The organism is Pseudomonas sp. FR229a (genome assembly GCF_030209115.1).
Classification (GTDB): Bacteria; Pseudomonadota; Gammaproteobacteria; order Pseudomonadales; family Pseudomonadaceae; genus Aquipseudomonas; species Aquipseudomonas moraviensis_A.
This window is the reverse complement of sequence record NZ_JARVSP010000006.1, coordinates 186,184-208,890: the sequence shown is the minus strand read 5'-3', so window position 1 is coordinate 208,890 and position 22,707 is coordinate 186,184. Positions and strand designations below refer to the sequence as shown.

At 61.4% G+C, this 22,707-nt stretch carries 24 protein-coding genes; 13 read left to right on the top strand and 11 right to left on the bottom strand.

The window, feature by feature from the left end:
* Positions 1–103: 103 nt before the first annotated feature.
* From QRN33_RS05465 to QRN33_RS05455, 3 genes are all read left to right on the top strand, one after another.
* Complete coding sequence (locus tag QRN33_RS05465) at positions 104–589, top strand: DMT family transporter (RefSeq protein WP_065615962.1); 486 nt, start codon at positions 104–106, stop codon at positions 587–589.
* 3 nt (positions 590–592) lie between these two features.
* Positions 593–1,045, top strand: coding sequence for a DMT family transporter (locus tag QRN33_RS05460; RefSeq protein WP_285407479.1), 453 nt, complete (start codon positions 593–595; stop codon positions 1,043–1,045).
* 717 nt (positions 1,046–1,762) lie between these two features.
* Positions 1,763–1,930: a metallothionein gene (locus QRN33_RS05455; protein WP_080902506.1), complete on the top strand. Its 168-nt coding sequence runs from the start codon at positions 1,763–1,765 to the stop codon at positions 1,928–1,930.
* Between the two features lie 22 nt (positions 1,931–1,952).
* On the opposite strand, the gene QRN33_RS05450 is transcribed toward QRN33_RS05455, so the two are convergent.
* Both QRN33_RS05450 and QRN33_RS05445 read right to left on the bottom strand, forming a co-directional pair.
* Positions 1,953–2,225 (bottom strand): hypothetical protein, encoded by a 273-nt coding sequence (locus QRN33_RS05450; protein WP_227972662.1) that lies wholly within the window; start codon positions 2,223–2,225, stop codon positions 1,953–1,955.
* A 48-nt stretch (positions 2,226–2,273) separates the two neighbouring features.
* Complete coding sequence (locus QRN33_RS05445) at positions 2,274–2,501, bottom strand: DUF6555 family protein (protein ID WP_016775403.1); 228 nt, start codon at positions 2,499–2,501, stop codon at positions 2,274–2,276.
* A 146-nt stretch (positions 2,502–2,647) separates the two neighbouring features.
* On the opposite strand from QRN33_RS05445, the gene QRN33_RS05440 reads away from it, so the two are divergent.
* From QRN33_RS05440 to mnmH, 5 genes are all read left to right on the top strand, one after another.
* Positions 2,648–3,415: an AraC family transcriptional regulator gene (locus QRN33_RS05440; RefSeq protein ID WP_065615963.1), complete on the top strand. Its 768-nt coding sequence runs from the start codon at positions 2,648–2,650 to the stop codon at positions 3,413–3,415.
* A 212-nt stretch (positions 3,416–3,627) separates the two neighbouring features.
* A complete protein-coding gene (locus tag QRN33_RS05435; protein WP_080902507.1) occupies positions 3,628–3,801 on the top strand; it encodes a DUF1427 family protein in 174 nt (57 codons plus the stop codon).
* A gap of 29 nt (positions 3,802–3,830) precedes the next feature.
* Positions 3,831–4,787, top strand: a complete 957-nt coding sequence (locus tag QRN33_RS05430; protein WP_285407473.1) for a quinone oxidoreductase family protein — start codon at positions 3,831–3,833, stop codon at positions 4,785–4,787.
* 198 nt (positions 4,788–4,985) lie between these two features.
* A complete protein-coding gene (gene selD / locus QRN33_RS05425) occupies positions 4,986–6,020 on the top strand; it encodes a selenide, water dikinase SelD (RefSeq protein WP_285407471.1) in 1,035 nt (344 codons plus the stop codon).
* On the top strand, positions 6,020–7,126 hold the full coding sequence (gene mnmH, locus QRN33_RS05420) for a tRNA 2-selenouridine(34) synthase MnmH (RefSeq protein ID WP_065615968.1): 1,107 nt from the start codon (positions 6,020–6,022) through the stop codon (positions 7,124–7,126). Before selD ends, mnmH begins: the two co-directional genes overlap by 1 nt.
* A 110-nt stretch (positions 7,127–7,236) precedes the next feature.
* Here the strand turns inward: mnmH and QRN33_RS05415 are convergent, their stop codons facing one another.
* On the bottom strand, positions 7,237–7,911 hold the full coding sequence (locus QRN33_RS05415) for a hypothetical protein (protein WP_039763430.1): 675 nt from the start codon (positions 7,909–7,911) through the stop codon (positions 7,237–7,239).
* Positions 7,912–8,194: 283 nt separating this feature from the next.
* Here QRN33_RS05415 and QRN33_RS05410 point away from each other — a divergent pair, with 283 nt between their 5' ends.
* Both QRN33_RS05410 and hemB read left to right on the top strand, forming a co-directional pair.
* The gene (locus tag QRN33_RS05410; RefSeq protein WP_042609117.1) at positions 8,195–8,893 is read left to right on the top strand and encodes a glutathione binding-like protein; all 699 of its coding nucleotides are present in this window, start codon (positions 8,195–8,197) and stop codon (positions 8,891–8,893) included.
* 248 nt (positions 8,894–9,141) lie between these two features.
* A complete protein-coding gene (gene hemB, locus QRN33_RS05405) occupies positions 9,142–10,116 on the top strand; it encodes a porphobilinogen synthase (protein ID WP_042609118.1) in 975 nt (324 codons plus the stop codon).
* A 124-nt stretch (positions 10,117–10,240) separates the two neighbouring features.
* Here hemB and QRN33_RS05400 read toward each other — a convergent pair whose 3' ends face one another.
* Complete coding sequence (locus QRN33_RS05400) at positions 10,241–11,770, bottom strand: FAD-dependent oxidoreductase (RefSeq protein ID WP_285407469.1); 1,530 nt, start codon at positions 11,768–11,770, stop codon at positions 10,241–10,243.
* Between the two features lie 289 nt (positions 11,771–12,059).
* The gene (locus QRN33_RS05395; RefSeq protein WP_285407468.1) at positions 12,060–14,264 is read right to left on the bottom strand and encodes a TonB-dependent receptor; all 2,205 of its coding nucleotides are present in this window, start codon (positions 14,262–14,264) and stop codon (positions 12,060–12,062) included.
* A 332-nt stretch (positions 14,265–14,596) separates the two neighbouring features.
* Here QRN33_RS05395 and QRN33_RS05390 point away from each other — a divergent pair, with 332 nt between their 5' ends.
* On the top strand, positions 14,597–15,688 hold the full coding sequence (locus QRN33_RS05390; RefSeq protein WP_227972654.1) for a DUF1615 domain-containing protein: 1,092 nt from the start codon (positions 14,597–14,599) through the stop codon (positions 15,686–15,688).
* A 70-nt stretch (positions 15,689–15,758) separates the two neighbouring features.
* Here QRN33_RS05390 and QRN33_RS05385 read toward each other — a convergent pair whose 3' ends face one another.
* From QRN33_RS05385 to QRN33_RS05370, 4 genes are all read right to left on the bottom strand, one after another.
* Positions 15,759–16,121 carry a hypothetical protein gene (locus QRN33_RS05385; protein WP_285407467.1) on the bottom strand — a complete coding sequence of 121 codons (363 nt, stop codon included), beginning with the start codon at positions 16,119–16,121 and terminating at the stop codon, positions 15,759–15,761.
* A 200-nt stretch (positions 16,122–16,321) separates the two neighbouring features.
* Positions 16,322–17,014, bottom strand: a complete 693-nt coding sequence (locus QRN33_RS05380; protein WP_252873085.1) for an anti-sigma factor — start codon at positions 17,012–17,014, stop codon at positions 16,322–16,324.
* Positions 17,011–17,538, bottom strand: a complete 528-nt coding sequence (locus QRN33_RS05375) for a sigma-70 family RNA polymerase sigma factor (protein ID WP_285407466.1) — start codon at positions 17,536–17,538, stop codon at positions 17,011–17,013. The genes QRN33_RS05380 and QRN33_RS05375 overlap by 4 nt, the downstream gene beginning before the upstream one ends.
* Before the next feature lie 158 nt (positions 17,539–17,696).
* The gene (locus tag QRN33_RS05370) at positions 17,697–18,218 is read right to left on the bottom strand and encodes a DUF3455 domain-containing protein (RefSeq protein WP_042609126.1); all 522 of its coding nucleotides are present in this window, start codon (positions 18,216–18,218) and stop codon (positions 17,697–17,699) included.
* A 289-nt stretch (positions 18,219–18,507) separates the two neighbouring features.
* Here QRN33_RS05370 and QRN33_RS05365 point away from each other — a divergent pair, with 289 nt between their 5' ends.
* Complete coding sequence (locus QRN33_RS05365; RefSeq protein WP_285407465.1) at positions 18,508–19,137, top strand: glutathione S-transferase N-terminal domain-containing protein; 630 nt, start codon at positions 18,508–18,510, stop codon at positions 19,135–19,137.
* A 118-nt stretch (positions 19,138–19,255) separates the two neighbouring features.
* On the opposite strand, the gene QRN33_RS05360 is transcribed toward QRN33_RS05365, so the two are convergent.
* Positions 19,256–19,696 carry a CBS domain-containing protein gene (locus QRN33_RS05360; RefSeq protein ID WP_016775372.1) on the bottom strand — a complete coding sequence of 147 codons (441 nt, stop codon included), beginning with the start codon at positions 19,694–19,696 and terminating at the stop codon, positions 19,256–19,258.
* A 198-nt stretch (positions 19,697–19,894) separates the two neighbouring features.
* Here QRN33_RS05360 and QRN33_RS05355 point away from each other — a divergent pair, with 198 nt between their 5' ends.
* Positions 19,895–22,255, top strand: a complete 2,361-nt coding sequence (locus QRN33_RS05355) for a DNA polymerase II (protein WP_285407464.1) — start codon at positions 19,895–19,897, stop codon at positions 22,253–22,255.
* Here QRN33_RS05355 and QRN33_RS05350 read toward each other — a convergent pair.
* On the bottom strand, positions 22,220–22,690 hold the full coding sequence (locus QRN33_RS05350) for a DUF1810 domain-containing protein (protein WP_285407463.1): 471 nt from the start codon (positions 22,688–22,690) through the stop codon (positions 22,220–22,222). The genes QRN33_RS05355 and QRN33_RS05350 overlap by 36 nt on opposite strands.
* Positions 22,691–22,707: the final 17 nt, after the last annotated feature.

Genomic DNA, 22,707 nt, shown 5'->3' with positions numbered 1-22,707 from the left:
GCTGTGCGTTTTGCGCAAAAGTGTTGTCCGGATGCTCCCATTTATCGCACAGCGGCGCCAGCCGATAATCCGCGCCCTTGTTTATGAGCGTGGAAGGTTGTGTATGCAGACGTTGGATGAGGGGTTGGTCGCGGCACCGGTGAAGCGGTCGGTGTTACGTCTGTTGTTGCTGCCGCTGGTGATTCTCGCCGGCATGGGCTTGTCGGTGGAGGCGGGGTTGCTCGGGCCGCTGGGCGAGCAGGTCGGGCATTTGTGGGCAACTTTGAGCATCTTCGGCGTGGGCTCGGCGATTCTGTTTTTGCTGCTGCTGTTCGCCGGCCCGCGAAAAGGTCCGGCGCTGACCGAACTGCCGCGCTGGCAGTTGATCGGCGGTTTTCTGGGGCCGATCTACGTGGTGGTGCTGACGCTGGCGACGCCGCACATCGGCATTGCCATGACGATGATTGCGATTTTGTCCGGGCAGGTCGGCAAGAGTGTGCTGATCGACCATTTCGGCTGGTTCGGCGCGACGCGCAAGAAGGTCAACGGCGAGCGCTGGCTGGCGTTGGGTTTGATTGTGGTGGCTTTGATTCTGATTGCGCGGGGGTGAATGATGGGTCTGGTGATTTTGTTGTTGGTGGTGGTGTTGGCCGGTGCGGTGTTGAGTGTTCAGGCGGCGATCAATGGTCGCTTGGGTGAGACGGTGGGTGTGCTGCGTAGCAGTCTGCTGACCTTTGCCGTGGGTGCGGTGGTGACCGGGTTGTTGATCCTGTTTTTCGAGCCGGCGCAGGCGGTGAGTCTGCTGGAGGTGCCGAAGTGGCAGTTGACCGGGGCGCTGTTTGGCGTGGTGTACATGATGGTGATGGTCGGCGCGGTGCCAGTGGTCGGGACGGCTGTGGCGACCGTGGCGGTGATTGTCGGGCAGTTGGGGATGGGGATGTTGATCGACAATTTTGGCTGGTTGGGGAATCCGGCGATCGGCTTGTCTTCGAGCCGGATGCTGGCGATGGTTTGTTTGGCGGTGGCTTTGGTGTTTATGTATCGGAGTTCGCGGCAGGCGCAGTGATTTTATTTGTTTGATTGTGTACATATCCGTTGCTGCGGGTGTTGCGACTGGCGGTTTCGCCCTTACGGCGAGTCCCTTTTGGCAAACGCCCCAAAAGGAACCAAAAGGTCTTCGCCCTGACGTTCGGCCCGCTCGCTGGGGCTCGGGGTTCCTTCGCTGCGGGACCGATCCTGGCGCAGCGGCTCCGGTTTGCTTCGCTGCACCTACACTCGCTGTGTACGACTGCGTCGTACGGTCGCTGCGCTCCCACGCCTGGATCGATCCCTCCGCTCAGCCTGCCGACGGGCTCTGAGATCAAGATCAAAAGCTACTCGAGCTTGCGCTCATTGTTTTGAGTGGTGAAGAGCGGGTGGTGCCTGCCTTGGTTTTTCTGGTGGGTTCGCCCCTCACCCCAGCCCTCTCCCGAGGGAGAGGGGGCCGATTTTTGGGCTTTTCAAATCTGCGTTCGACTCTGTATTCCACGTCGGCGGGTTTCTCGCAATCACCTCGGTCAGTCCCCTCTCCCTCCGGGAGAGGGCTAGGGTGAGGGGCTTTTGATGTCATGCGCAGGTCTGTGCTGCGCGAAGTCGTTCTTGTGGGAGCGAGCCTGCTCGCGAAAGCCATCTCTGCGTCGCCCGATCTCTCAATACCTGGCCAGCCTGCAAAATCACCTCCTACACTGTCTCTTACGGCTTACCACTCAAGCCCCAGACAACCACCACGCAAGGAGTCTGTCCCATGTCCGATAAAAAATGCGACTGCCCCGGCTGCAACTGCACCCTCAAAGAGGGCGAACATTCCTATGCTGTGCACGGTAAACACTATTGCTGCGAGGCCTGCGCTCATCACCACAAGCACGGTGAAGAATGTGCGATGAAGGGCTGCGGTTGCGCCCATCCGAAATAATCAGGGCAAAAAAAAGTGGAGCCTAATCAGGCTCCACTTCCATTTTCAGACTGTCGTCTTCCTGTCGTTCAAAGTGTCTCACCGTGCCTTGCAACGTTCGCCCCTTGACCTTGACCACCACGATCTTGGCCTGGTCCAGATCCTCCGGCACCGGTGCCTGGACGCACAAGGTGAAGCGGTAGGGGTCATCCGCCACCGTTTCCAGGGCCACCTCGCAATCCACCGTTTTGCTGATCTGGCCGAAGAAGGTGGTCAGGCCGTAATCCAGTCGGGCCGGGTGATAAGTGTCGGTCATCGTCGATTCCCCCTTGCGATTGCCAAGCCTGCGGTGAAGGCGATGGGGTCAGTTGGTCTGGCGCCAGGTGACGTTTTCCAGGCCGAATTTTTCTGCCATCGGTTTGCTGGTCTTTTGCACTTTCTCGCGGCCGAAGCGCGGGATGCGACCCACGCCCGCGTCGCAGCTTGCCCAGTGCCAGGCTTCGGCGTTGTCCATTTTGTCCGAGCGGATAATGAACGACTTGGGGGTGCCATGCAGTGTGTAGTCGATGACGTAAAGTTTTGCGTTGTTCATAAAGCCCGTATTCCTCCCTGTGGTAATAAACGGATCGCGCTGTGCCGAGAAAATTCAGTTGGATTGTCCGACGGTATCTATCGTTGGCGAGGGCGGGGCGTGCTGGTTACCATGGCGGCTTCGCCAACCCCCTGTGAACGCTCGCCATGGCCCTCGCCGCGCCCCCTGATCTGACCGACACCGATGTGCCCGTGCAACCGCTGGCGCGGACGTACCCGCGTGGTTTGTTCATCGAGCCGCACGAGCATGTCTGGGGGCAGTTGCTGTATGCGATGAGCGGGGTGATGTGGGTGGAAACCCCGCACGAAGCACTGGTGGTGCCGCCGCAGCGGGCGGTGTGGTTGCCGCCGGGGGTGCCCCACGGGATTCGCGTGGTGTCGGACTTGCAGATGCGCAATATCTACCTGCGTCCGGCGTTGGCGGCGACGCTGGATGCGACGGTGCAGGTGATCGAAGTCGGCGGTTTGCTGCGCGAGTTGATCGTCGGGCTGGTGGCGCAGGGCGATGATGGCGAGGCTGAGTATTACGAGGCGCTGGTCGGGCTGGCGTTGCTGGAGTTGCGGCGGGCAAGGCGTTCGCAACTGAAGATCCCACTGCCGGATGAGTCCGACCGGCGTCTGATGAACCTGTGTCAGGCAGTGATGGCCGCGCCGTCACTGGAGATCCCGTTCGAGCAGCATGCGGAAAACGCCGGCGCCAGCGTGCGCACTCTGGCGCGGTTGTTCAAGGACAGCCTCGGCATGGGCTTCGCCGAATGGCGGCGCCAAGTGCAACTGGCGACGGCGGTGGCGGCGTTGATTCAGGGCGTGGCGGTGAGCGTCATCGCTCGCGAACTGGGTTATTCACCGAGCAGCTTCAGCGACATGTTTCGCCGAGAGCTGGGCGTCGCGCCTTCGCAATTTTCCACTGGCTGAACACAACCCCCTGTAGGAGCGAGCCTGCTCGCGATAGCGGTCTTTCAGAGGTTGATGAGTTGACTGACACTCCGCTATCGCGAGCAGGCTCACTCCTACAGGGCGTTGTGGTGACCTTTTGGTTTTGTCCGAAATTCAGAAGTCCTTGGCCGATACCGCTCCGTCCCTTTCCCTAGACTCTGCCCATCACTTATCGCGGCGGAGTTCCCCCCATGAACTACCTCATTTCTCTGACCATTGGCCTGGGCGTCGGCCTGCTCTACGGCGCGCTCGATTTCCGTTCTCCCGCACCGCCGGCCATCGCGCTGGTCGGTCTGCTCGGCATGTTGGCCGGTGAGCAGTTGTGGCCGATGGGCCGGCAACTGGTCGCTGGCTGGTTGTCCTGAATTTCCCTTTTTTCACGGTGGATGTGCCCATGCAAGCGTTGCAATTCGATCAGACCGGCGACCTGTCTTCCCTGCGTTTCGTCGACGTGCCGACCCCGGTGCCCGGCGTCGATGAAGTGCTGGTGCAGATCAAGGCTGCGGGCCTCAATCCCAGCGATGTGAAAAACGTCCTCGGTCGTTTCCCTTACACCACTTTGCCGCGGGTACCGGGACGGGATTTTGCCGGGGTGGTGGTCGAGGGGGCGCAAGCGTTGATCGGTCAGGAAGTCTGGGGCACCGGGCGCGAGCTGGGTTTCTTCGCCGACGGCGCCCATGCGCAATTCGTCAAACTGCCGGCCAATGGCGTGGCGCACAAACCGGCGCATCTGAGTTTCGCCCAGGCGGCCAGCCTCGGCGTGCCGTACACCACGGCGTGGGATGCGCTGGAGCGCAGCCTGGTCAGCGCCGACACGCGCTTGCTGGTGATCGGCGGCGGGGCGGTGGCGACGGCGGCATTGGCCTTGGCGAAAGTGCGCGGCGCGCAGTTGCTGGCCGCCGCGCGCCGGCCCGGGCAGGTGGCGGATTTGCAGAAGCAGGGCTATCAGACGATTCAACTGGACAAGCCTGACGAGCTGGGTGCGCAGGTCAACGCGGTGTACCGCGGCGGCGCCGATGTGATCTTCGACACCACCGGTTTCTGGCTGCCGGCCTCGGTCGCCGCACTGGCCACCTTCGGCCGCATCGCCATCATCGGCGCCCCGGTCGACGGCCACGTGCACCTGCCGGCGCTGGCGCTGTATCGCAAGGGCGGCTCGGTGGTCGGCATCAACTCGTTGCTGTACGGCGTCGAAGAATGCGCGGCGATGCTTGAGCAGTTCGGGCGGTTCTTCGACGAGGATCGCTTGCCGCTGCCGCAGGGCCTGGTGGAAGTGCCGCTGGCTGAAGGGTTGGGGCGTTATGCAGAGGTCAATCAGGGTGGCGGCGACAAGATCATTTTGATTCCTTGAAGGACGCCATTCCCTCAGCCACCCGGATAACCTGTGGGAGCATGCCTGCTCGCGAAGACGCTGTGTCAGTCGCAATATTCGTCGACTGAAACGGCCTGTTCGCGAGCAGGCTCGCTCCCACAATGGGTTCCAGGGTGAAAGTCTCCACCTGCACCGGCTCTGCTAGAATCCGCCCCATTCATTGCCAGAGACTCTCCCATGAGCGAGCCGATTCGTCTGACCCAATACAGCCATGGCGCCGGTTGTGGCTGCAAGATTTCCCCACAGGTGCTGGAAGTGATCCTCGCCGGCAGCGGCGCACAGAACCTCGATCCCAAGCTCTGGGTCGGCAACGCGTCGCGCGATGACGCGGCGGTGTATGAGATCGATGCCGAGCGCGGTGTGGTGTCGACCACCGATTTCTTCATGCCGATTGTCGATGATCCGTTCGACTTCGGCCGCATCGCCGCGACCAACGCGATCAGCGACATCTACGCGATGGGTGGCGATCCGTTGATGGCGATTGCGATCCTCGGCTGGCCGGTGAACGTGCTGGCGCCGGAAGTGGCGCGGGAAGTGATTCGTGGCGGTCGCTCGGTGTGTGACGCCGCAGGCATACCGTTGGCAGGGGGGCATTCGATCGATGCGCCGGAGCCGATTTTCGGTCTTGCCGTCACCGGTCTGGTGGAGAAACGCCACATGAAACGCAACGACACCGCCACCGCCGGTTGCCTGTTGTACCTGACCAAACCGCTGGGCATCGGCATCCTCACCACCGCCGAAAAGAAGGGCAAATTGCGCGTTGCCGACGTCGGTGTCGCCCGTGACTGGATGTGTACCCTGAACAAGCCCGGCAGCCGTTTCGGCAAGCTCGCCGGCGTTACGGCGATGACCGACGTTACCGGTTTCGGCCTGCTCGGGCATCTGGTGGAAATGGCCGACGGCAGCCAGTTGACCGCGCGCATCGCCTACGACCGCGTGCCGCGTCTGGACAGTGTCGAGTACTACCTCGATCAAGGCTGTGTGCCGGGCGGTACGCTGCGCAATTTCGACAGCTATTCGAGCAAGGTCGGCCGCGTGCAGGAACTGCACAAGCGCGTGCTGTGCGATCCGCAAACCAGTGGCGGTCTGCTGATTGCGGTCACGCCCGAGGGCAATGAAGAGTTCCTCGGCGTTGCTGCCGAACTCGGGCTGAACCTTGAGCCGATCGGCGAGCTGGTTGAGCGACAGACGAACGCAGTCGAGGTGATCTGATGCTCCGCGACTGCACTGACTACCGCGATATTTTCCTCAACGACCGGCCAATGATGGATGTCCGTGCGCCGGTTGAATTTTCCCACGGCGCGTTCCCGGGGGTGATCAATCAGCCGCTGATGAACGACCGTGAGCGCGAACAGGTCGGCACCTGTTACAAACAGCACGGGCAGCAAGCCGCGATTGCTCTGGGTGAGCGGCTGGTGTCGGCCGAGGTTCGGGAGGCACGCATCCAGGGCTGGGTCGAATTCGCCCGTAACCACCCCGACGGCTATCTCTATTGTTTCCGCGGTGGTCTGCGTTCACAGATCGTCCAGCAATGGATCAAGGACGAAGGTGGCATCGATTACCCGCGTGTGGGCGGTGGCTACAAGGCCATGCGCACGTTCCTCCTGGAAACGGTCGATCAGGCTGTGGCCGAATGCGATCTGGTTCTGCTCGGTGGCATGACCGGTACTGGCAAGACCGAAGTGCTGGTGCAGTTGAGCAATGGTCTGGATCTGGAAGGCCACGCCAATCACCGCGGTTCGAGTTTTGGCAAGCGCGCCACCGGGCAACCGGGCAACATCGATTTCGAGAATCGCCTGGCTGTCGATGTGCTGAAAAAGCGCGCCCGCGGGATCGGGCAATTTGTCCTGGAAGACGAGAGTCGGGTGGTCGGCAGCTGTGCCTTGCCGTTGCCGCTGTACCGGGGCATGCAAGCGGCACCGCTGGTCTGGCTTGAAGACAGCCTTGAGAATCGGGTCGAGCGAATCCTCCAGGATTACGTGATTGACCTGCACGCCGAGTTCGTCGCGTTGCATGGCGAGCAGGTGGGTTTCGCCCTATATGCCGAGCGATTGATTGCCAGCCTGAACAATATTCAGCGTCGCCTGGGTGGCGAGCGCTATCAACGACTGTACGGGCAGATGGAGGCGGCACTGGCCGAACAGGCCCGGAGCGGTTCGGTCGAGCTGTTTCGCGATTGGACAAGCGTGTTGCTGCGTGAGTACTACGACCCGATGTATGTGTTCCAGCGCGAGAAGAAGGGCGGGCGGATCGAGTTTGCCGGGGAGCGTCAGGCGGTGATCGAGTATTTGCGCGAGCGGGTGAATCAGAGGATTTAGCGTCGGTTGTACCGGCCTCATCGCGAGCAGGCTCACTCCTACAGGTGGAACGCGTTCCAAATGTAGGAGTGAGCCTGCTCGCGATAGGGCCAGGTCAGGCGATAAAAAACTCAGGTCGGGCAGGTGTCCTTGCCGTTATCCAGCCCCTGCTTGTAGCTATGGCTCTGCAGACTGGCCTTGCCGTTGTGCCACTTCAGGGTCAGCACGTACAGTGAGTCGAAGTCGTCTCCAGCCCAGTCATCGGTGATCTTCTGCCGCTCGCCCACCGCATTGCCGGCGACCTTGTTGATCAACTCCGGCAGATAGCCGTGTGACCAGGCGGTGTAGATCGTCGAGTTGTGGTATTTCTCGTCCAGCAGTTCGCGGGCCAGATCGCTGGTGTCGTTGGCGGAGAACTCGATGTTCACCGGCAGGCCAAGCTTGATCGCGGCCGGGCTGATGGTCATCAGCGGACGAATGTAGCTGTAGGAGTTATCCAGCTCGCCTTCTTCAACGTTGCGTGTCGGGTTGGCGGCGAACACGTAGTCGGCCTTGCCGAATTTTTCCGGCAGCAGTGTCGACAGATCGATGGCGCGGTTCAGGCCCTGGCAGTTGAGCTGGCCTAAGCCGCCTTCGGGTTTTTCCGCATGACGCAGGAACACCAGGGTCTGCGTGCCGTCCGCCGGTTGCGCGCGGCTTTCACTGGATTCGAGGGACAGAAAGAGCGCACTGACTGCCAGCAGGGAGGGCAGGGCCACGTACGCGCGATGTTTGAAACGTTTGGCGAAACTCATCAGGTTCGTCATCAATTCGAAGATTCTTCAGCAAAATCGGTTAAGGCTGACAAACCTTGGCACCGCGGGCTCCCAGCACCGGGTGTTTCCCTGTCGTGAACAGCTTCCTCTGCGAGAAAGGCATAGCTCAGAGTCCTGTAATGCCCGTTTGGTTCGATCCGGGCCAGTGCGCAGCACTCTAACGGCAACCTTTGCGGGCATACAGGCAGGTTAGCGACAGGATGTTACGGTTCGTGTAGGCGTCAACCCGGGCCTACATTATGATCGGCTTTCAATTTGTGACTGGATGCTTCCAATGACCGATCTGTCTGCATTCCCGATTACTCAGAAATGGCCGGCGCAGTACCCGGACTGGATTCAGCTCTACTCCCTGCCGACCCCCAACGGCGTCAAAGTGTCGATCATGCTCGAAGAGATCGGCCTGCCGTACGAGCCGCACCGCGTCGGCTTCGACACCAACGACCAGACCTCGGCGGAGTTTCTCTCGCTGAACCCGAACAACAAGATCCCGGCGATCCTCGACCCGCATGGCCCGGAAGATCAGCCGCTGCCGCTGTTCGAATCCGGCGCGATCCTGATTTATCTGGCCGACAAGAGCGGCCAGTTGCTCGCTCAGGAAGGCGCGCTGCGCTACGAGACTATTCAATGGCTGATGTGGCAGATGGGCGGCATCGGCCCGATGTTCGGCCAGCTCGGTTTCTTCAACAAATTCGCTGGCAAGGATTACGAGGACAAGCGCCCGCGTGACCGCTATGTCGAGGAGAGCAAACGCCTGTTGAACGTGCTCAACACCCGCCTTGAAGGCCGCGACTGGATCATGGGCGAGCGCTATACCATCGCCGATATCGCCACGTTCCCGTGGGTGCGCAATCTGCTCGGCTTCTATGAGGCAGGGGATCTGGTCGGGATTCAGAATTTCCCCAACGTCACCCGGGTGCTGGAGCGGTTCCTCGCTCGCCCGGCAGTCATCCGCGGCCTGACCATTCCTTCCTGACCCACCGTGTTTCCTTTTGTAGGAGTGAGCCTGCTCGCGATAGCGGTGTATCAGTGGAGAAATTTATGTCTGACACACTGCTATCGCGAGCAGGCTCACTCCTACAGGGGATTTGTTGCGTTTTATCGATTATTGCAAGCCCGGTAACGCTCTCTTGGCCGATCCAGGTTTGTCCCGCACCCGCCGCAAGGCATAAGCTGCGCCCCCTACGACTTTCGTCTCATCCGTTGTTTTTCAGGAAAGGCCCCATGTCCAGTCAGTTCCCCGAAGCACGTCCCCGCCGTCTGCGCCGCAATGCGAGCCTGCGCAGTCTGTTCCAGGAAACCGAATTCAGCCTCAACGATCTGGTGCTGCCGATATTCGTCGAGGAAGAGATCGACGACTTCGTGCCGATCACCAGCATGCCCGGCGTGCAGCGCATCCCCGAGCGCAAACTGGCCAGTGAAATCGAGCGCTATGCCCGTGCCGGGATCAAGTCGGTGATGACCTTTGGCGTGTCCCATCATCTGGACGCCAACGGCAGCGACACCTGGCGCGAAGACGGCCTGGTCTCGCGCATGTCGCGCATCGCCAAGGATGCCGTGCCGGAAATGATCGTGATGTCCGACACCTGCTTCTGCGAGTACACCGACCACGGCCATTGCGGTGTGATGCACAATCACGAAGTCGACAACGACCAGACCCTGATCAATCTTGGCAAGCAAGCCGTGGCCGCCGCTCGCGCCGGGGCTGACGTAATCGCACCGTCGGCAGCAATGGATGGCCAGGTGCGCGCGATTCGCCAGGCACTGGACGCGGCCGGCTTCACGCAGATTCCGATCATGGCCTACTCGACCAAATTCGCTTCTGCGCTGTACGGTCCGTTCCGCGAGGCCGGCGGCAGCGCGCTCAAGGGTGATCGCAAGAGCTATCAGATGAACCCGATGAATCGTCGCGAAGCCCTGCGCGAATCGCTGCTCGATGAGCAGGAAGGCGCGGATGCGCTGATGGTCAAACCGGCTGGCGCTTACCTCGATATCATCCGCGACATTCGTCAGGCCTCGAACCTGCCATTGGCGGCGTATCAGGTCAGCGGCGAGTACGCGATGATCAAGTTCGGCGCCCAGGCCGGGGCGATCGATGAAGATCGCGTGGTGCGCGAAAGCCTTGGCGCCATCAAGCGTGCGGGCGCGGATCTGATCTTCACTTACTTTGCGATGGATCTGGCACTGGCCGGGATCTAAGCCCAGCACAAATCCAGACTGTAGGAGTGAGCCTGCTCGCGATAGCGGTGTGTCAGACATGAATTTTCTCGACTGACACAACGCTATCGCGAGCAGGCTCACTCCTACAGGGGGTTGTGGTGTGTCAGTTGAAGAACGGGCGGATGCCGTGATCGCGGAAGTAGCGCTCGATCACTTTTGGATCGGCACTGTTATCCGCAATCGCCACATAGGTATCCGGCCGCAGCAGGTAAAAGCCGTTGCGGCCCAATCCGGCTGTTTCAAACGCCGGGCGCCAGTCGAAGACGTGCAGCGGCAAGTGATGTTCGGCGCACCAGGCGATCATCTCGTCGCTGGTGTCGCCGTAGACATGCACCTGCCAGCACGGTTGCCGGAGCGGTCCGAAATTATCTCCTTCGCCATCATGCGCCCACGGCAAGCGGTCGCCGCCGTGCACATGGCCGGCTTCGCCCTGACTCAGCGGCATGCCGCGATAGTTGAGGGTGACTTGCGAGACCGTGCGAAAAAGGAACTCGCGGCTTGCTTCGAACGCGGCCATTTTCGGAAGCAGAAACGGCGCCACACGCATGCGTAGCAGGTCGGCCATGCGCCCCTCGGCGGTGACGAAACTGAAGACCTTGTCGGTCGTCGAGACCAGTCGGCGGGCGAAGGCGATGCGCTCGATTTCGTAGGTGTCGAGCAGTTTCGGTTCGGCACCACCGCTGAGCACGGCGGCGAGTTTCCACGCCAGATTGATCGCATCGCCGATGCCGGTGTTCATGCCTTGGCCGCCGGCGGGGCTGTGTACATGGGCGGCATCGCCGAGCAGAAATGCCCGGCCATCACGGAAGTGTTCGGCCACCCGGTGATGCACGCGGTAGGTGGAGAACCAGTGCACGTCTTCGATATGCACTTTCAGATGCTCGATGGCGCGGCTGCTGACGTCGGAAAACTGCAGGGTTTCGGCACGCTCGGCGCGTTCGTCACGCACCGTGCCGATCAGCCGCGCGCGGCCTTCGCCGGCCAGTGGAAACACCGCGAGAAAGTCCGCTTCGTCCAGATCCAGATGCAGCTCGCCATTGAGCGCCGGGCCGCTGGCCGTGACATCGGCGACGTAGAAAATCTGCTGATAGGTGCCGCCGGGGAAGTCGGTGTCGAGGGTTTTGCGCACTACCGAACGGGCGCCGTCGCAACCGGCCAGATAACAGGCCTGACAGACTTCCTGCTGGCCATCGGGCAGGCGCAGATGCGCGGTGATGGTGTCGCCGGTGTCCTCGAAGCTCTCCAGCGCGGTATTGCGCTCGACGCTGACGCCGTAATCTTCAAGGCGCTCGAGCAGCAGCCGTTCGTGCTCGTCCTGCGGGAAAATTTCGACGAAGGCGTAGGGAGTGAGGCCTTCGCCGATGCGCTTGAGTGGCAACTGCGCGACCGGTTTGCCGTTGACCCAGAAGTTCGCCGCCGCGACCTGATGGCCACGACGCACGATGGTGTCGGCCAGGTCGAGTTGGCGATACAGCTCGAGGGTTCTCGCTTGCACGGCCAAGGCGCGGGAAGTAGTGCCGGGCGCTGTAGTCTTGTCGATGATGCGCACGCGCACGCCGAGTCTGCTCAACCACAGCGCCAGGACCAGACCGGTCGGGCCGGCGCCGATGATCAGCACGTCGCTGCGGTTCATGGGGCTGTCCTCCTGTGGCTGTGCAGCAAGTATGGATCAGCGGGAGAGGGTGGCCAGTGTGGTCGGCCGGACGGGAGGGCGGCTGTTTTGTGCATACCTGGGAATGGGCTGCACGGCTGCAACCCCTCACCCCAGCCCTCTCCCGAGGGAGAGGGCGCCGATCGGGGGCTTTTCAAGTCCTGAGTTCGACTGGATATTTCAGGTCGGCGTAGTTCGAGAGAACATCTCGGTCAGTCCCCTCTCCCTCTGGGAGAGGGTTAGGGTGAGGGGCTTTTGATCTTTTTAGTGCTTAGAAATCAATCGTCCCGGACAGCTTCGCCACCCGCGGTTCACCCTGGGTCAGGTACCCGCCCTGAGCCGATTCCCAGTACTTCTTGTTCGCCACGTTCTCAACGCCGAAACGCAGCGTCACGTCTTTCTCCGACACCTTGAACGCATAGCGCGCACCTGCGTCGAAGCGGTTCCACGTTGGCAAGCTGAGGTTGTTCGCTGCGTCGGCGTATTGCCCGCCGGTGCGCAGCATCCGCGCATTCAGCGCGACGCCTTGCAGACCCGGCACGTCCCAATCCACGCCAGCGTTGAACTGGAAGGTCGGCACGCCGATGGCGTGGTTGCCGTCGTTGGCACCGTTGAGGGTGTTTTTCAGTTCGGTGTCCATCAGGGTCAGGCCGCTGATCAGGCGCAGGCCATCGATCGGCTCGCCGAACACGTTCATTTCCACGCCTTTGTTGATCTGTTCGCCTTCACGGACGTAGGTGCAAGTGGTCGGATCGTTGATTTCGCAGTAGCCATCGCTTGGCTGTTCGATGCGGTAAACACCCAGACTTGCGCCGTAGGTGCCCATGTCGACTTTCACGCCCACCTCGGTCTGCTTGGAGCGTTTCGGCGCGTAGACTTCGTTGCCGTTGGTCACGCGGAAACCGCCGGAGCTGGTCGGCGAGGTCGGACCCTGCGCCAGGCCCTCGATGTGGTTGGCGTAGATCGACACATGCTCCCACAGCTTGAACACGATGCCGTACACCGGCGTGGTGATCGATTCGTCGTAGCTCGACGAGCGCGGGCCGCTGCCGTAGCTGGCGTAGCTGTAACCCTGCACCACCAGTTGCTGGCGACGCAGGCCAGCGGTGACCAGCAGGCGATCGTCGAAGAAACCGAGGGTGTCGGAAATCGCCACGCTGCGGTTGAAGGTCTTGCCGACGATGCCCGGATCGTTGAGATCGCCGCCAGCGAAGTTGCCGACCGGTGCCGGCGGCGTGATCGGGTGATAGATGTTGTTCGAGTAGCGCGTCAGGTCGAAGTCATAGGCACTGCGCTGCTCAGCCCAGATCCCGGTCAGGCCGAAATTCAGCTTGTGGCTGACCGGGCCGGTGTTGAATTTGCCGTTGAGGCCGGCCATGACGCTGGTGTTGTCCTCGTCATGGGGCACGAACGAGCCGGTGGTGAACGACGCGCCGCTGTTGCCGACCAGGGTGGTCGAGTTGTAGCGGCCGACTTCACGGGTGTGCTTGGCGCCACCGGCGGCGTAGGCGGTCCAGTTGTCGTTGAGGTCGTACTCGGCGCGGAGCATGCCGAAGGTGTCTTCGATATCGGTGTAGCCCCACTTCGGCGCGTAGTTGGTATCGGCCGATGGCGCGTCCGGCAGGTGCGTGGCGGTGCCGAGGTTGACCGAGCTGCGGCCACCGTTGACGCGTTCTTTCTGATAGGCAAAGTCGCCGGAAAGCCGCAGCGCATCGCCGCGATAATCCAGACCGATGGCGAACAGTTTCGAGCGCTGGTTCTCGTGATCGATGCCGGTGTCGCCTTCGCGCTGGGACAGGTTGACCCGTGCGCCGAAGCGATTGTCTTCACCGAAGCGCTGGCCGATATCGAAGTGATGACCGATGCGGCCTTCGCTGTTGATGTCGGTGGTGTAACGGCGCAGCGGCACATCGCCGGCGCGTTTTGGTTGCAGGTTGACGCCGCCGCCGATGCCGGAACCGGTCGGGGTTACGCCGTTGATGAAGGCATTGGGGCCTTTGAACACTTCCACGCGTTCCAGTGCATCGGTGGAAATGATCTGCCGGGGCAAGACGCCGTACAGGCCGTTATAGGAAATATCATCGCCATTGAGCGGCAGGCCGCGAATCATGAAGACCTGCGCCTGGTTGGAGAAGCCCGAGGCCTGGCGCACCGAGGAATCGTTGAGCAGCACATCGGCGACGTTTTCCGCCTGCTGGTCCTGGATCAGTTGCTCGGTGTAGGACGCCGCGCTGAACGGCACGTCCATCATGTCCTGATTGCCCAGCACGCCCAACTGGCCGCCGCGTGCAACCTGACCGCCAGCGTAGACCGGGGGCAGGGCGTTGGGGGTTGGGGCCTGGGCGTTGATGTTGACGTCGTCGAGCACGAGCTCTTTGCTGTTGTCTTCAGCGGCGTGGGCGGTAACGGTCAGGGAACATAGCAGGGCAAGCAAAGTCGGGCGGAACGGAGCGCCGAGTCGAGCTGAAGCGGGCATGTCGGATACCTGGAGGCGAGCGGCCAATGAATAAAATAAGGGCGGCGCGGAACTCCTTGCGCTAATGCGACTCCAGGCGCAAATGATAGGGTTTCGCAGTAACGTTTTGCAATCAGTTTGTCATCAGCCCCGTAAGAGCTGCACATTGTGGCGAGGGAGCTTGCTCCCGCTCGGCGGCGCAGCCGTCGCAATCCTGGACTCCCGGTTGTTTCTGGTTGACGCGGATGGCAGGATTCGGGGCCGCTCCGCAGCCCAGCGGGAGCAAGCTCCCTCGCCAGAGGATTTGTGGGCTTGCAGGGGGAACGCGGCACACCGGACTGGAAGGAGCAACGATGCACCCCTCAAGATTACTCGCCACACTCAGCGCCTTGCTACTGCTCGCCGGTTGCGCCAGCCAGCGCAGCAACGAACCGGCACCGCGCCCGCCGGCCGAAGTGAAAGCGGAAATCGTCCGCTTGCTGCCGGCGAAAACCGCTGATCGCCAAGGCTGGGCCACGGACATCTACGCCGCGTTCGCCGCGCAGGGCATCAATACCACCACGCAAAATCTCTGTTCGGTACTGGCCGTGGCGGAACAGGAATCCACTTTCCAGGCCGATCCGACGGTGCCCGGTCTGGGCAAGATTGCCCGCGACGAGATCGATCGCCGCGCCGCCAAGGTGCATATCCCCAGCTTGTTGGTCAGCGGCGCTCTGCAAGTGCGCTCGCCCAATGGCAAGACCTACAGCGAACGCCTGAATGCGGCGCGCAGTGAAAAGGAGCTGAGCGCGATTTTCGATGACTTCATCGGCATGGTACCGATGGGGCGCACCCTGTTCGGCGGCTTCAACCCGGTGCACACCGGCGGGCCGATGCAGGTCAGCATCGAATTCGCTGAAGAGCACGCCAAGGATTACCCGTATCCGGTGGACGGCACGATTCGCCGTGAAGTGTTCAGCCGGCGCGGTGGCATGTACTTCGGCATCGCCCATTTGCTCGGCTATCCGGTGAATTATCGCGAGCCGCTGTATCGCTTCGCCGATTTCAACGCCGGCTGGTACGCCAGCCGCAATGCTGCGTTTCAGAACGCGGTCAGTCGCGCGTCCGGCATTCCGCTGACCCTGGACGGCGACCTGATCCGCTACGATTCGATCATGCCCGGCAGCACCGAACTGGCGGTACGCACCCTCGGCAAGTCGCTGGGCATGCGCAACCCGACGATTCGCGATCAACTGGAGAAGGGCAAAACCCTGGAATTCGAAGAGACCAAACTCTATCAGCGCGTGTTCGAACTGGCGGAGCGAGCCGAAGGCAAGGCATTACCGCGTGCGCTATTGCCGGGGATCGTGCTGCAGAGCCCGAAGATCACCCGCAAACTCACCACAGCCTGGTTCGCCAAACGCGTGGATGAGCGCTACAAACGCTGCATGGCCAAGGCCGGATAAAACACGCAGACATAAAAAACCCGGCTGCGGGAGCCGGGTTTCTCTGCGGTGTTGCGCTTGCAGTCATGCATCAGGCAACACGGCGTTCGATCAGACGATCCGAGCCACCTTCGGCAACACGGCGTTCGATCAGACGATCCGAACCACCTTCAGCAACGCGACGTTCGATCAGACGATCCGAGCCACCTTCGGCAACACGGCGTTCGATCAGACGATCCGAGCCACCTTCGGCAACACGACGTTCGATCAGGCGATCAGCGCCACCTTCAGCAACGCGACGTTCGATCAGACGATCCGAACCGCCTTCGGCCAGACGGCTTTCGATCAGTTTGTCCGAGCCGCCTTCGGCGATCATGGTGTGCGCCGGGGTGGCGGCAAAAGCGTTAACTGCGAAAACCGAGAAAGCGATGCTGAGAAGGGTCTGGCGTTTCATGATGGTGTGCTCCGGGGTGTTGTTGGTTGGTATGGAGCCGATGTTACGCCCGGAATTTTTTATGAGAACTTCATTGCCGTGATGGTGAACATCGACGTCGATGATGATTGATGTAGGAGCTGCCGAAGGCTGCGATCTTTTGATCTTGATTCTAAGAAAAATCAAAAGATCGCAGCCTTCGGCAGCTCCTACAGGGCACACTACAAGACTTTGACCGCACGCCCGATCGCTTGAATCGGCCCCGTCGGTTTGCCGATCGGCGAGCCGCTCGCGCCTTCCAGCGTAAGCTCGAACAGTTGGTTGGGCTGCAGTGGCGGCAATTTGTCCAGCGGCACCGACAAAGCCTGCCCCGGTTTGACCAGCCCCAGGGAAACCGGCCCCGACCAGCCGTCAGCCTTGGTCCAGAACTCCAGCGCCTTGTCCGCCGGCACCTCGACCACGCCCAGCGGAATCAACTGGATCTCCCGGGAATCGCTCGCCTGAATCACCCAACCCGGCGCCTTGTCCTGCGGCGCCACCAGCACCACCAGATAACTCGGTTTCGGCGCAGTCTGGGTCAGCAGAAGCGTGCCGAGAATCAATGTCGCCGCCAGACCGGCGGCGCTCAGACCGCGCCACAGCGGCAGCAGGTTCCACCACGAAGTCAGCGGTTTGCTAACCGTCAGTCGTTCGAGACTGCGTTCGATGCGAGGCCACAGCTGCGCCGAGGGTTGCTGTGGCTCGGCCAGATCGGTCAGCTCCAGCAGCCGCCGTTCCCAGGCATCCACGGCGGCCCGCAATTCGGGTTCGTCGGGCAAACGCCGTTGCACCTCGATGCGCTGCTCGAACGACAGCGTGCCGAGCACGTATTCGCCGGCCAGTTCATCCCGGTCCTGCGCTGATTCGCCGATCATCCCATGCACTCCCGCAAAGCATTGAGGCTGCGCTTGATCCACGCTTTGACCGTGCCCAGCGGCGTGTCGAGGCGTGCGGAAATCTGCGCATGGCTGTAACCGTCGACGTAGGCGTGGAGGATACAGCTGCGCCGCTGCGGTTCCAGTTGCTCGAGGCAGCGATGGATGCGCGCCGAGTGAACATCGGCCAACTCATCAGGCGCCGTTGCCTCATGTTCTTCGCTGAAGGGCGTTTCCCGACTTTGCCTGCGCAGCTGATTCAAGGCCAGATGCCGGGTCACGCTGAACATCCAGCCCCGCGCCGAACCGCGCGCCGGGTCGAACCCGGAAGCACCATTCCAGATCTTGATGAACGCCTCATGCACGATGTCCTCTGCCAGCGCCGTATCGCGCACCAGCCGCTTGGCCACACCGAGCAGACGCGGGCCTTCCTGCACATACAAATCGCGCAAGGCCGCCCGCTCGCCCCGGGCACAGGCAGCGAGGCGGGCTTCGTAATCGAAAACGGATTCGGCTAAAGGCATGGCGTGCAATCTAGCTCACATTCTCCAGAATCACACAGTCCCACTTGTAGGAGTGAGCCTGCTCGCGATAGCGCTGTGTCAGCCGGCAGATCGTTCACTGACATACCGCTATCGCGAGCAGGCTCACTCCTACAGGGATTTGTGCTGGGATCGAGATATCAGTTCGCCGCCCAGAAAATATAATCCGCCTGGTACTTCACCATTTCCTGCTTGCCCTTGTTCGCCATGGTGCACTCACTGCCCGGCGCCACGCCGCCCTTGAGCGCAACACGCTGGATGTAGCTGACCCCGGTCATCGCGCCTTTGCCCTCGGCCGGGTTGGCCTTGACCAGTTGATAGGGCAGGTTGCCCGGGCTCGACGGTGCCACGGCCAGTTGCGTGCCGGTGACTTTCGATCCGTCTTTCGCTTGCCAGGTCGCCGGTGGGCCGAAGTAGGTGCCGACCTGTTTGCCGCTGCGATCATTGAGCACCGCTTTCGGCCCGACAAAAGTCCACTCGGTCTGCCCGGCCATATTGGGCTTGTCGCGGCATTCGTAGGTGATCTCGCCAACCCCGGTGGTTTCCAGGGCAATCCTGTGCCCGTCCGGCACTTTGATCGCGTCGGGGTAACTGCTCTGGGCAAACGTGCTGGCGGTGAAAGCGAGCAAACCGGTGAAGCCAATCAGCTGGGTGATGTTCATCCGATGATTCTCCGAAAAGGGTAGAGCACTGACAGCACAAAAGTGCGCTGTTACAAGGACTACCCGTGGCGGAGGCGATTGGATGCAGTGCCGGGAGAATATTTTTGATGACTCGCCACAACCCTGTAGGAGTGAGCCTGCTCGCGATAGCGGTATGCCTGCTATATAAGTTTTGCTGACACGACGCCATCGCGAGCAGGCTCACTCCTACAGGGGGTTACGTCGGAGACTTTTACACCCGAGCCACAGCCATCTACCCTGTGCAAAGGCCTAATCGGGGGAAACGGACATGTACCAGCTCTACGGGCACAAGAATTCCGGCGCGGCCGCCATCGAGGCGGCATTGGAGTTGTGCCAGATCGCCTATCGATTCATTGATACCGAAGCCAGCGCCGAAGCCGCTGAAGCGCTGGGCAAACTCAATCCGCTGAAGCAGATCCCGACCCTGCAACTGCCGGACGGCAGCGCCATGACTGAAAGTGCGGCGATCCTGATCCACCTGGGCCTGACGTTTCCCAAGTCCGGCCTGCTGCCGAGCGAGGCGGCTGATCGCGATCAGGCGATTCGCGGCCTCGCCTATATCGTCGGCAATTGCTACGCGGCGGTGGGCATCATCGATTACCCCGAGCGCTGGTTGATGACGCCCGACGAGAACGCACGGCAGAACCTGATCGCTGGCACGCGCCAGCGCCTGCACTTCAGTTGGGAGGTATTTGCCGATCAGTTTTCCGGCGAGCTGTATCTGGACGATGAAACCCCCGGGGCACTGGATGTGCTGGCGGCAGTGGTGAGCCGCTGGGCTGGCAGCCGCGAACATCTGCGCCAGACCCGCCCGGGGTTTTATGCGTGGTTGCAAAGGATTGACCGACACCCGGTGCTGGCACCGGTGTTCGAGCGGCATTGGCCCTCTCAAGGCTGACAAATAACCCCTTGTGGGAGCGAGCCTGCTCGCGAAAACGGTGTGTCAGCCAAAGATGTTTCGACCGACCCAGCGCATTCGCGAGCAGGCTCGCTCCCACAACGGCACGGCGGTGGGCTCATTCGCCGCGAATGTATTGCTCGAGCTGTTTGATCAATTCAGCCTGTTCGGCAATCGCTTCTTTGACCAGGTCGCCGATCGACAGCAGACCAATCAACTGGCCGTCCTCGACCACCGGCAGGTGGCGCAGGCGTTTGTCCGACATGATGCCCAGGCAGGTGTCGACGGTTTGCCGGGTGTCCACGGTGATCACGTCCTTGACCATGATGTCGCGCACCGGCGTGCCCACCGAGGAGCGGCCGTGCAGCACCAGTTTGCGGGCATAGTCGCGCTCGCTGATGATGCCGACCACTTTGTCGTCTTCGACCACCAGCAAGGCGCCGACGTTTTTCTCGGCCATCTTCATCAGCGCTTCGAGCACCATGTGATCGGGTTTGATCTGATGCACTTCCTGATTTTTCTGATCTTTGAGCTTGAGCAGTTGGGCGACGGTCTTCATGGCGGTTACTCAGGTGTTGTCGTTGTTCATCAAGCATCGTAGACGCAGCCGCGCAGAGCAAGGTGGCAATGCGGCAGTTAGCGTGCAAAAAACGCCATTCGCCGGGTTTTTCCGCAGATCCGCGGTATTTTTTGCCAGGGCCAGGCGTGGCAATGCCGCGTAGAATGCCGGTCAGTCTGATTTTTCGAGGTCGCAGTGGTGGATTTACAGCAGGGCTTCGTCCTGACCCGGCATTGGCGCGATACGCCGGCCGGCACCGAAGTCGAGTTCTGGCTGGCGACCGACGCCGGGCCACGCCGTGTGCGCCTGGCGCATCAGCCGTCGATAGCGTTCATTCCCGCCGCCCAGCGTGAAGCGGCCGAGCGTCTGCTGCACGATGAAAACAATGTCGAACTGCGCCCGCTCGCCCTGCAGGATTTTCAGCATCGTCCGGTACTCGGTCTGTATTGCCAGCAACACGGCCAGTTGATGCGCCTGGAAACCGCGCTGAACCGCGCCGGCGTCGATGTTTTTGAAGCCGACGTGCGCCCGCCGGAACGCTATCTGATGGAGCGCTTCATCACCGCGCCGGTGCTGTTCGGCGGCACCCCGGATGCAGAGGGCGTGCTGCTCAACGCCCAGCTGAAACCCGACCCCGGCTACCGGCCGAAACTGCGCCTGGTCTCACTCGACATCGAAACCACGGAAAATGGCGAGCTGTATTCGATTGCCCTGGAAGGCTGCGGCGAGCGCCAGGTGTACATGCTCGGCGCGCCGAACGGCGACGCCAGCATTGTCGATTTCGATCTGGAGTACTGCGACTCGCGCGCGGTGATCCTGAAAAAACTCAACGACTGGTTCGCCCGCCACGACCCCGACGCAATCATCGGCTGGAACGTTGTGCAGTTCGATCTGCGCATCCTTCACGAACACGCCCGGCGTCTCGGCGTGCCGCTGAAAATCGGCCGTGGCGGCGAAGAAATGCAGTGGCGCGAGCACGGCAGCCGCAATCACTACTTCGCCTCGGCAGCGGGGCGGCTGATCATCGATGGCATCGAGTCGTTGCGGTCGGCGACCTGGAGCTTTCCGTCGTTCAGCCTGGAAAATGTTGCGCAGACCCTGCTCGGCGAAGGCAAGGCGATCAACAATCCGTACCAGCGCATGGACGAGATCAACCGCATGTTCGCCGAAGACAAACCGGCGCTGGCCAAATACAACCTAAAGGACTGCGAGCTGGTCACGCGGATCTTCGCCAAGACCGAACTGCTGACGTTTTTGCTCGAGCGCGCCAGCGTTACCGGACTGCCGGCCGACCGCAGCGGCGGTTCGGTCGCCGCGTTCACCCATTTGTACATGCCGTTGATGCATCGCCAGGGCTTTGTTGCGCCGAACCTCGGCACTAACCCGCCGCAGGCCAGCCCCGGCGGGTTTGTCATGGATTCGCGGCCGGGGTTGTACGAGTCGGTGCTGGTGCTCGATTACAAAAGCCTGTACCCGTCGATCATTCGCACGTTTCTGATCGACCCGGTGGGATTGATCGAGGGACTGCAACATCCCGACGACGCTGACTCGGTGCCGGGTTTCCGTGGCGCCCGTTTCTCACGTACCCGGCATTGCCTGCCGGCTATCGTGGCGCGGGTGGCTGAAGGGCGTGAGACCGCCAAGCGCGAGCACAACGCGCCGCTGTCCCAGGCGTTGAAGATCATCATGAACGCCTTCTACGGCGTGCTTGGCTCCAGCGGCTGCCGTTTTTTCGATACCCGACTGGCCTCGTCGATCACCTTGCGCGGCCACGAAATCATGCTGCGCACTCGCCAGTTGATCGAGGAACAAGGCCACGCGGTGATATACGGCGACACCGATTCAACCTTCGTCTGGCTGCGCCGGCTGCATGGCCAGGAAGAAGCCGCGCAGATCGGTCATGCGCTGGTCAAGCACGTCAACGATTGGTGGCGCGCCCATGTGCGCGACGAATACGGGCTGGAAAGCGCGCTGGAGTTGCAGTTCGAGATTCACTACAAGCGTTTCCTGATGCCGACCATTCGCGGTGCGGAGGAGGGCAGCAAGAAGCGCTATGCCGGTCTGGTCACCCGTAGCGATGGCAGCGAGGAAATGGTCTACAAGGGCCTGGAGACCGTGCGTACCGACTGGTCACTGCTGGCCCGACAATTTCAGCAGGAACTGTATGAGCGGATTTTCCAGCGCAAGCCGTATCAGGATTACGTGCGCGACTACGTGCGCAAGACCCTCGCCGGAGAGTTCGATGATCGGCTGGTGTATCGCAAGCGTCTGCGTCGCACGCTCGACGATTACGAACGCAACGTGCCGCCGCATGTCCGTGCGGCACGGCTGGCCGACGAGTACAACGCCGAGCAGGGTCGGCCAAGGCAGTATCAGAACGGCGGCTGGATCAGCTATGTCATCACGCTGGCCGGCCCGGAGCCTTTGGAGGTACGCCGCGCCGCCATCGATTACGATCACTACATCACCCGCCAGCTGCAACCGGTGGCGGATGCAATCCTGCCGTTTGTCGACGACGACTTCTCAACCCTGATCGGTGGGCAACTGGGCCTTTTTTGAGTCGAGCAGTTGCAGTGTCCACTCATCGAGAATGCCGTGGAAATAGCGCTCCAGCGCCTGATTGAACAGGCTTTCCTCGGCGCTGAACTGGGCGAACAGGGTCATCGAAGAATGAAACTTCAAGTCATCGGGATGACCGAAAATCTCTGCAATCGAGCGCTGCGGCACGTTGAGTACCAACTGCGTGCAGGTGCGCAATCGCGCGCCAAGCAGTTCGTGGGCCAGATAAGCCTGGGCCTCATCGGCTGAACCAATGGCAAAACGCCGGGCCATTTCGCTGCCGCCCAACCCGGCGAACTGCGGGAAGACAAACCACATCCAGTGGCTGCGCTTGCGGCCCTCTTCGAGTTCGCGTTGAACGCGTTCGAACACCGGGTCCTGTGCCTGGACAAAACGTTGCAGATCAAAAGGGTCGTGCAGATCTGTGCTTCTCATCGCGAAGCCCTCGCAGT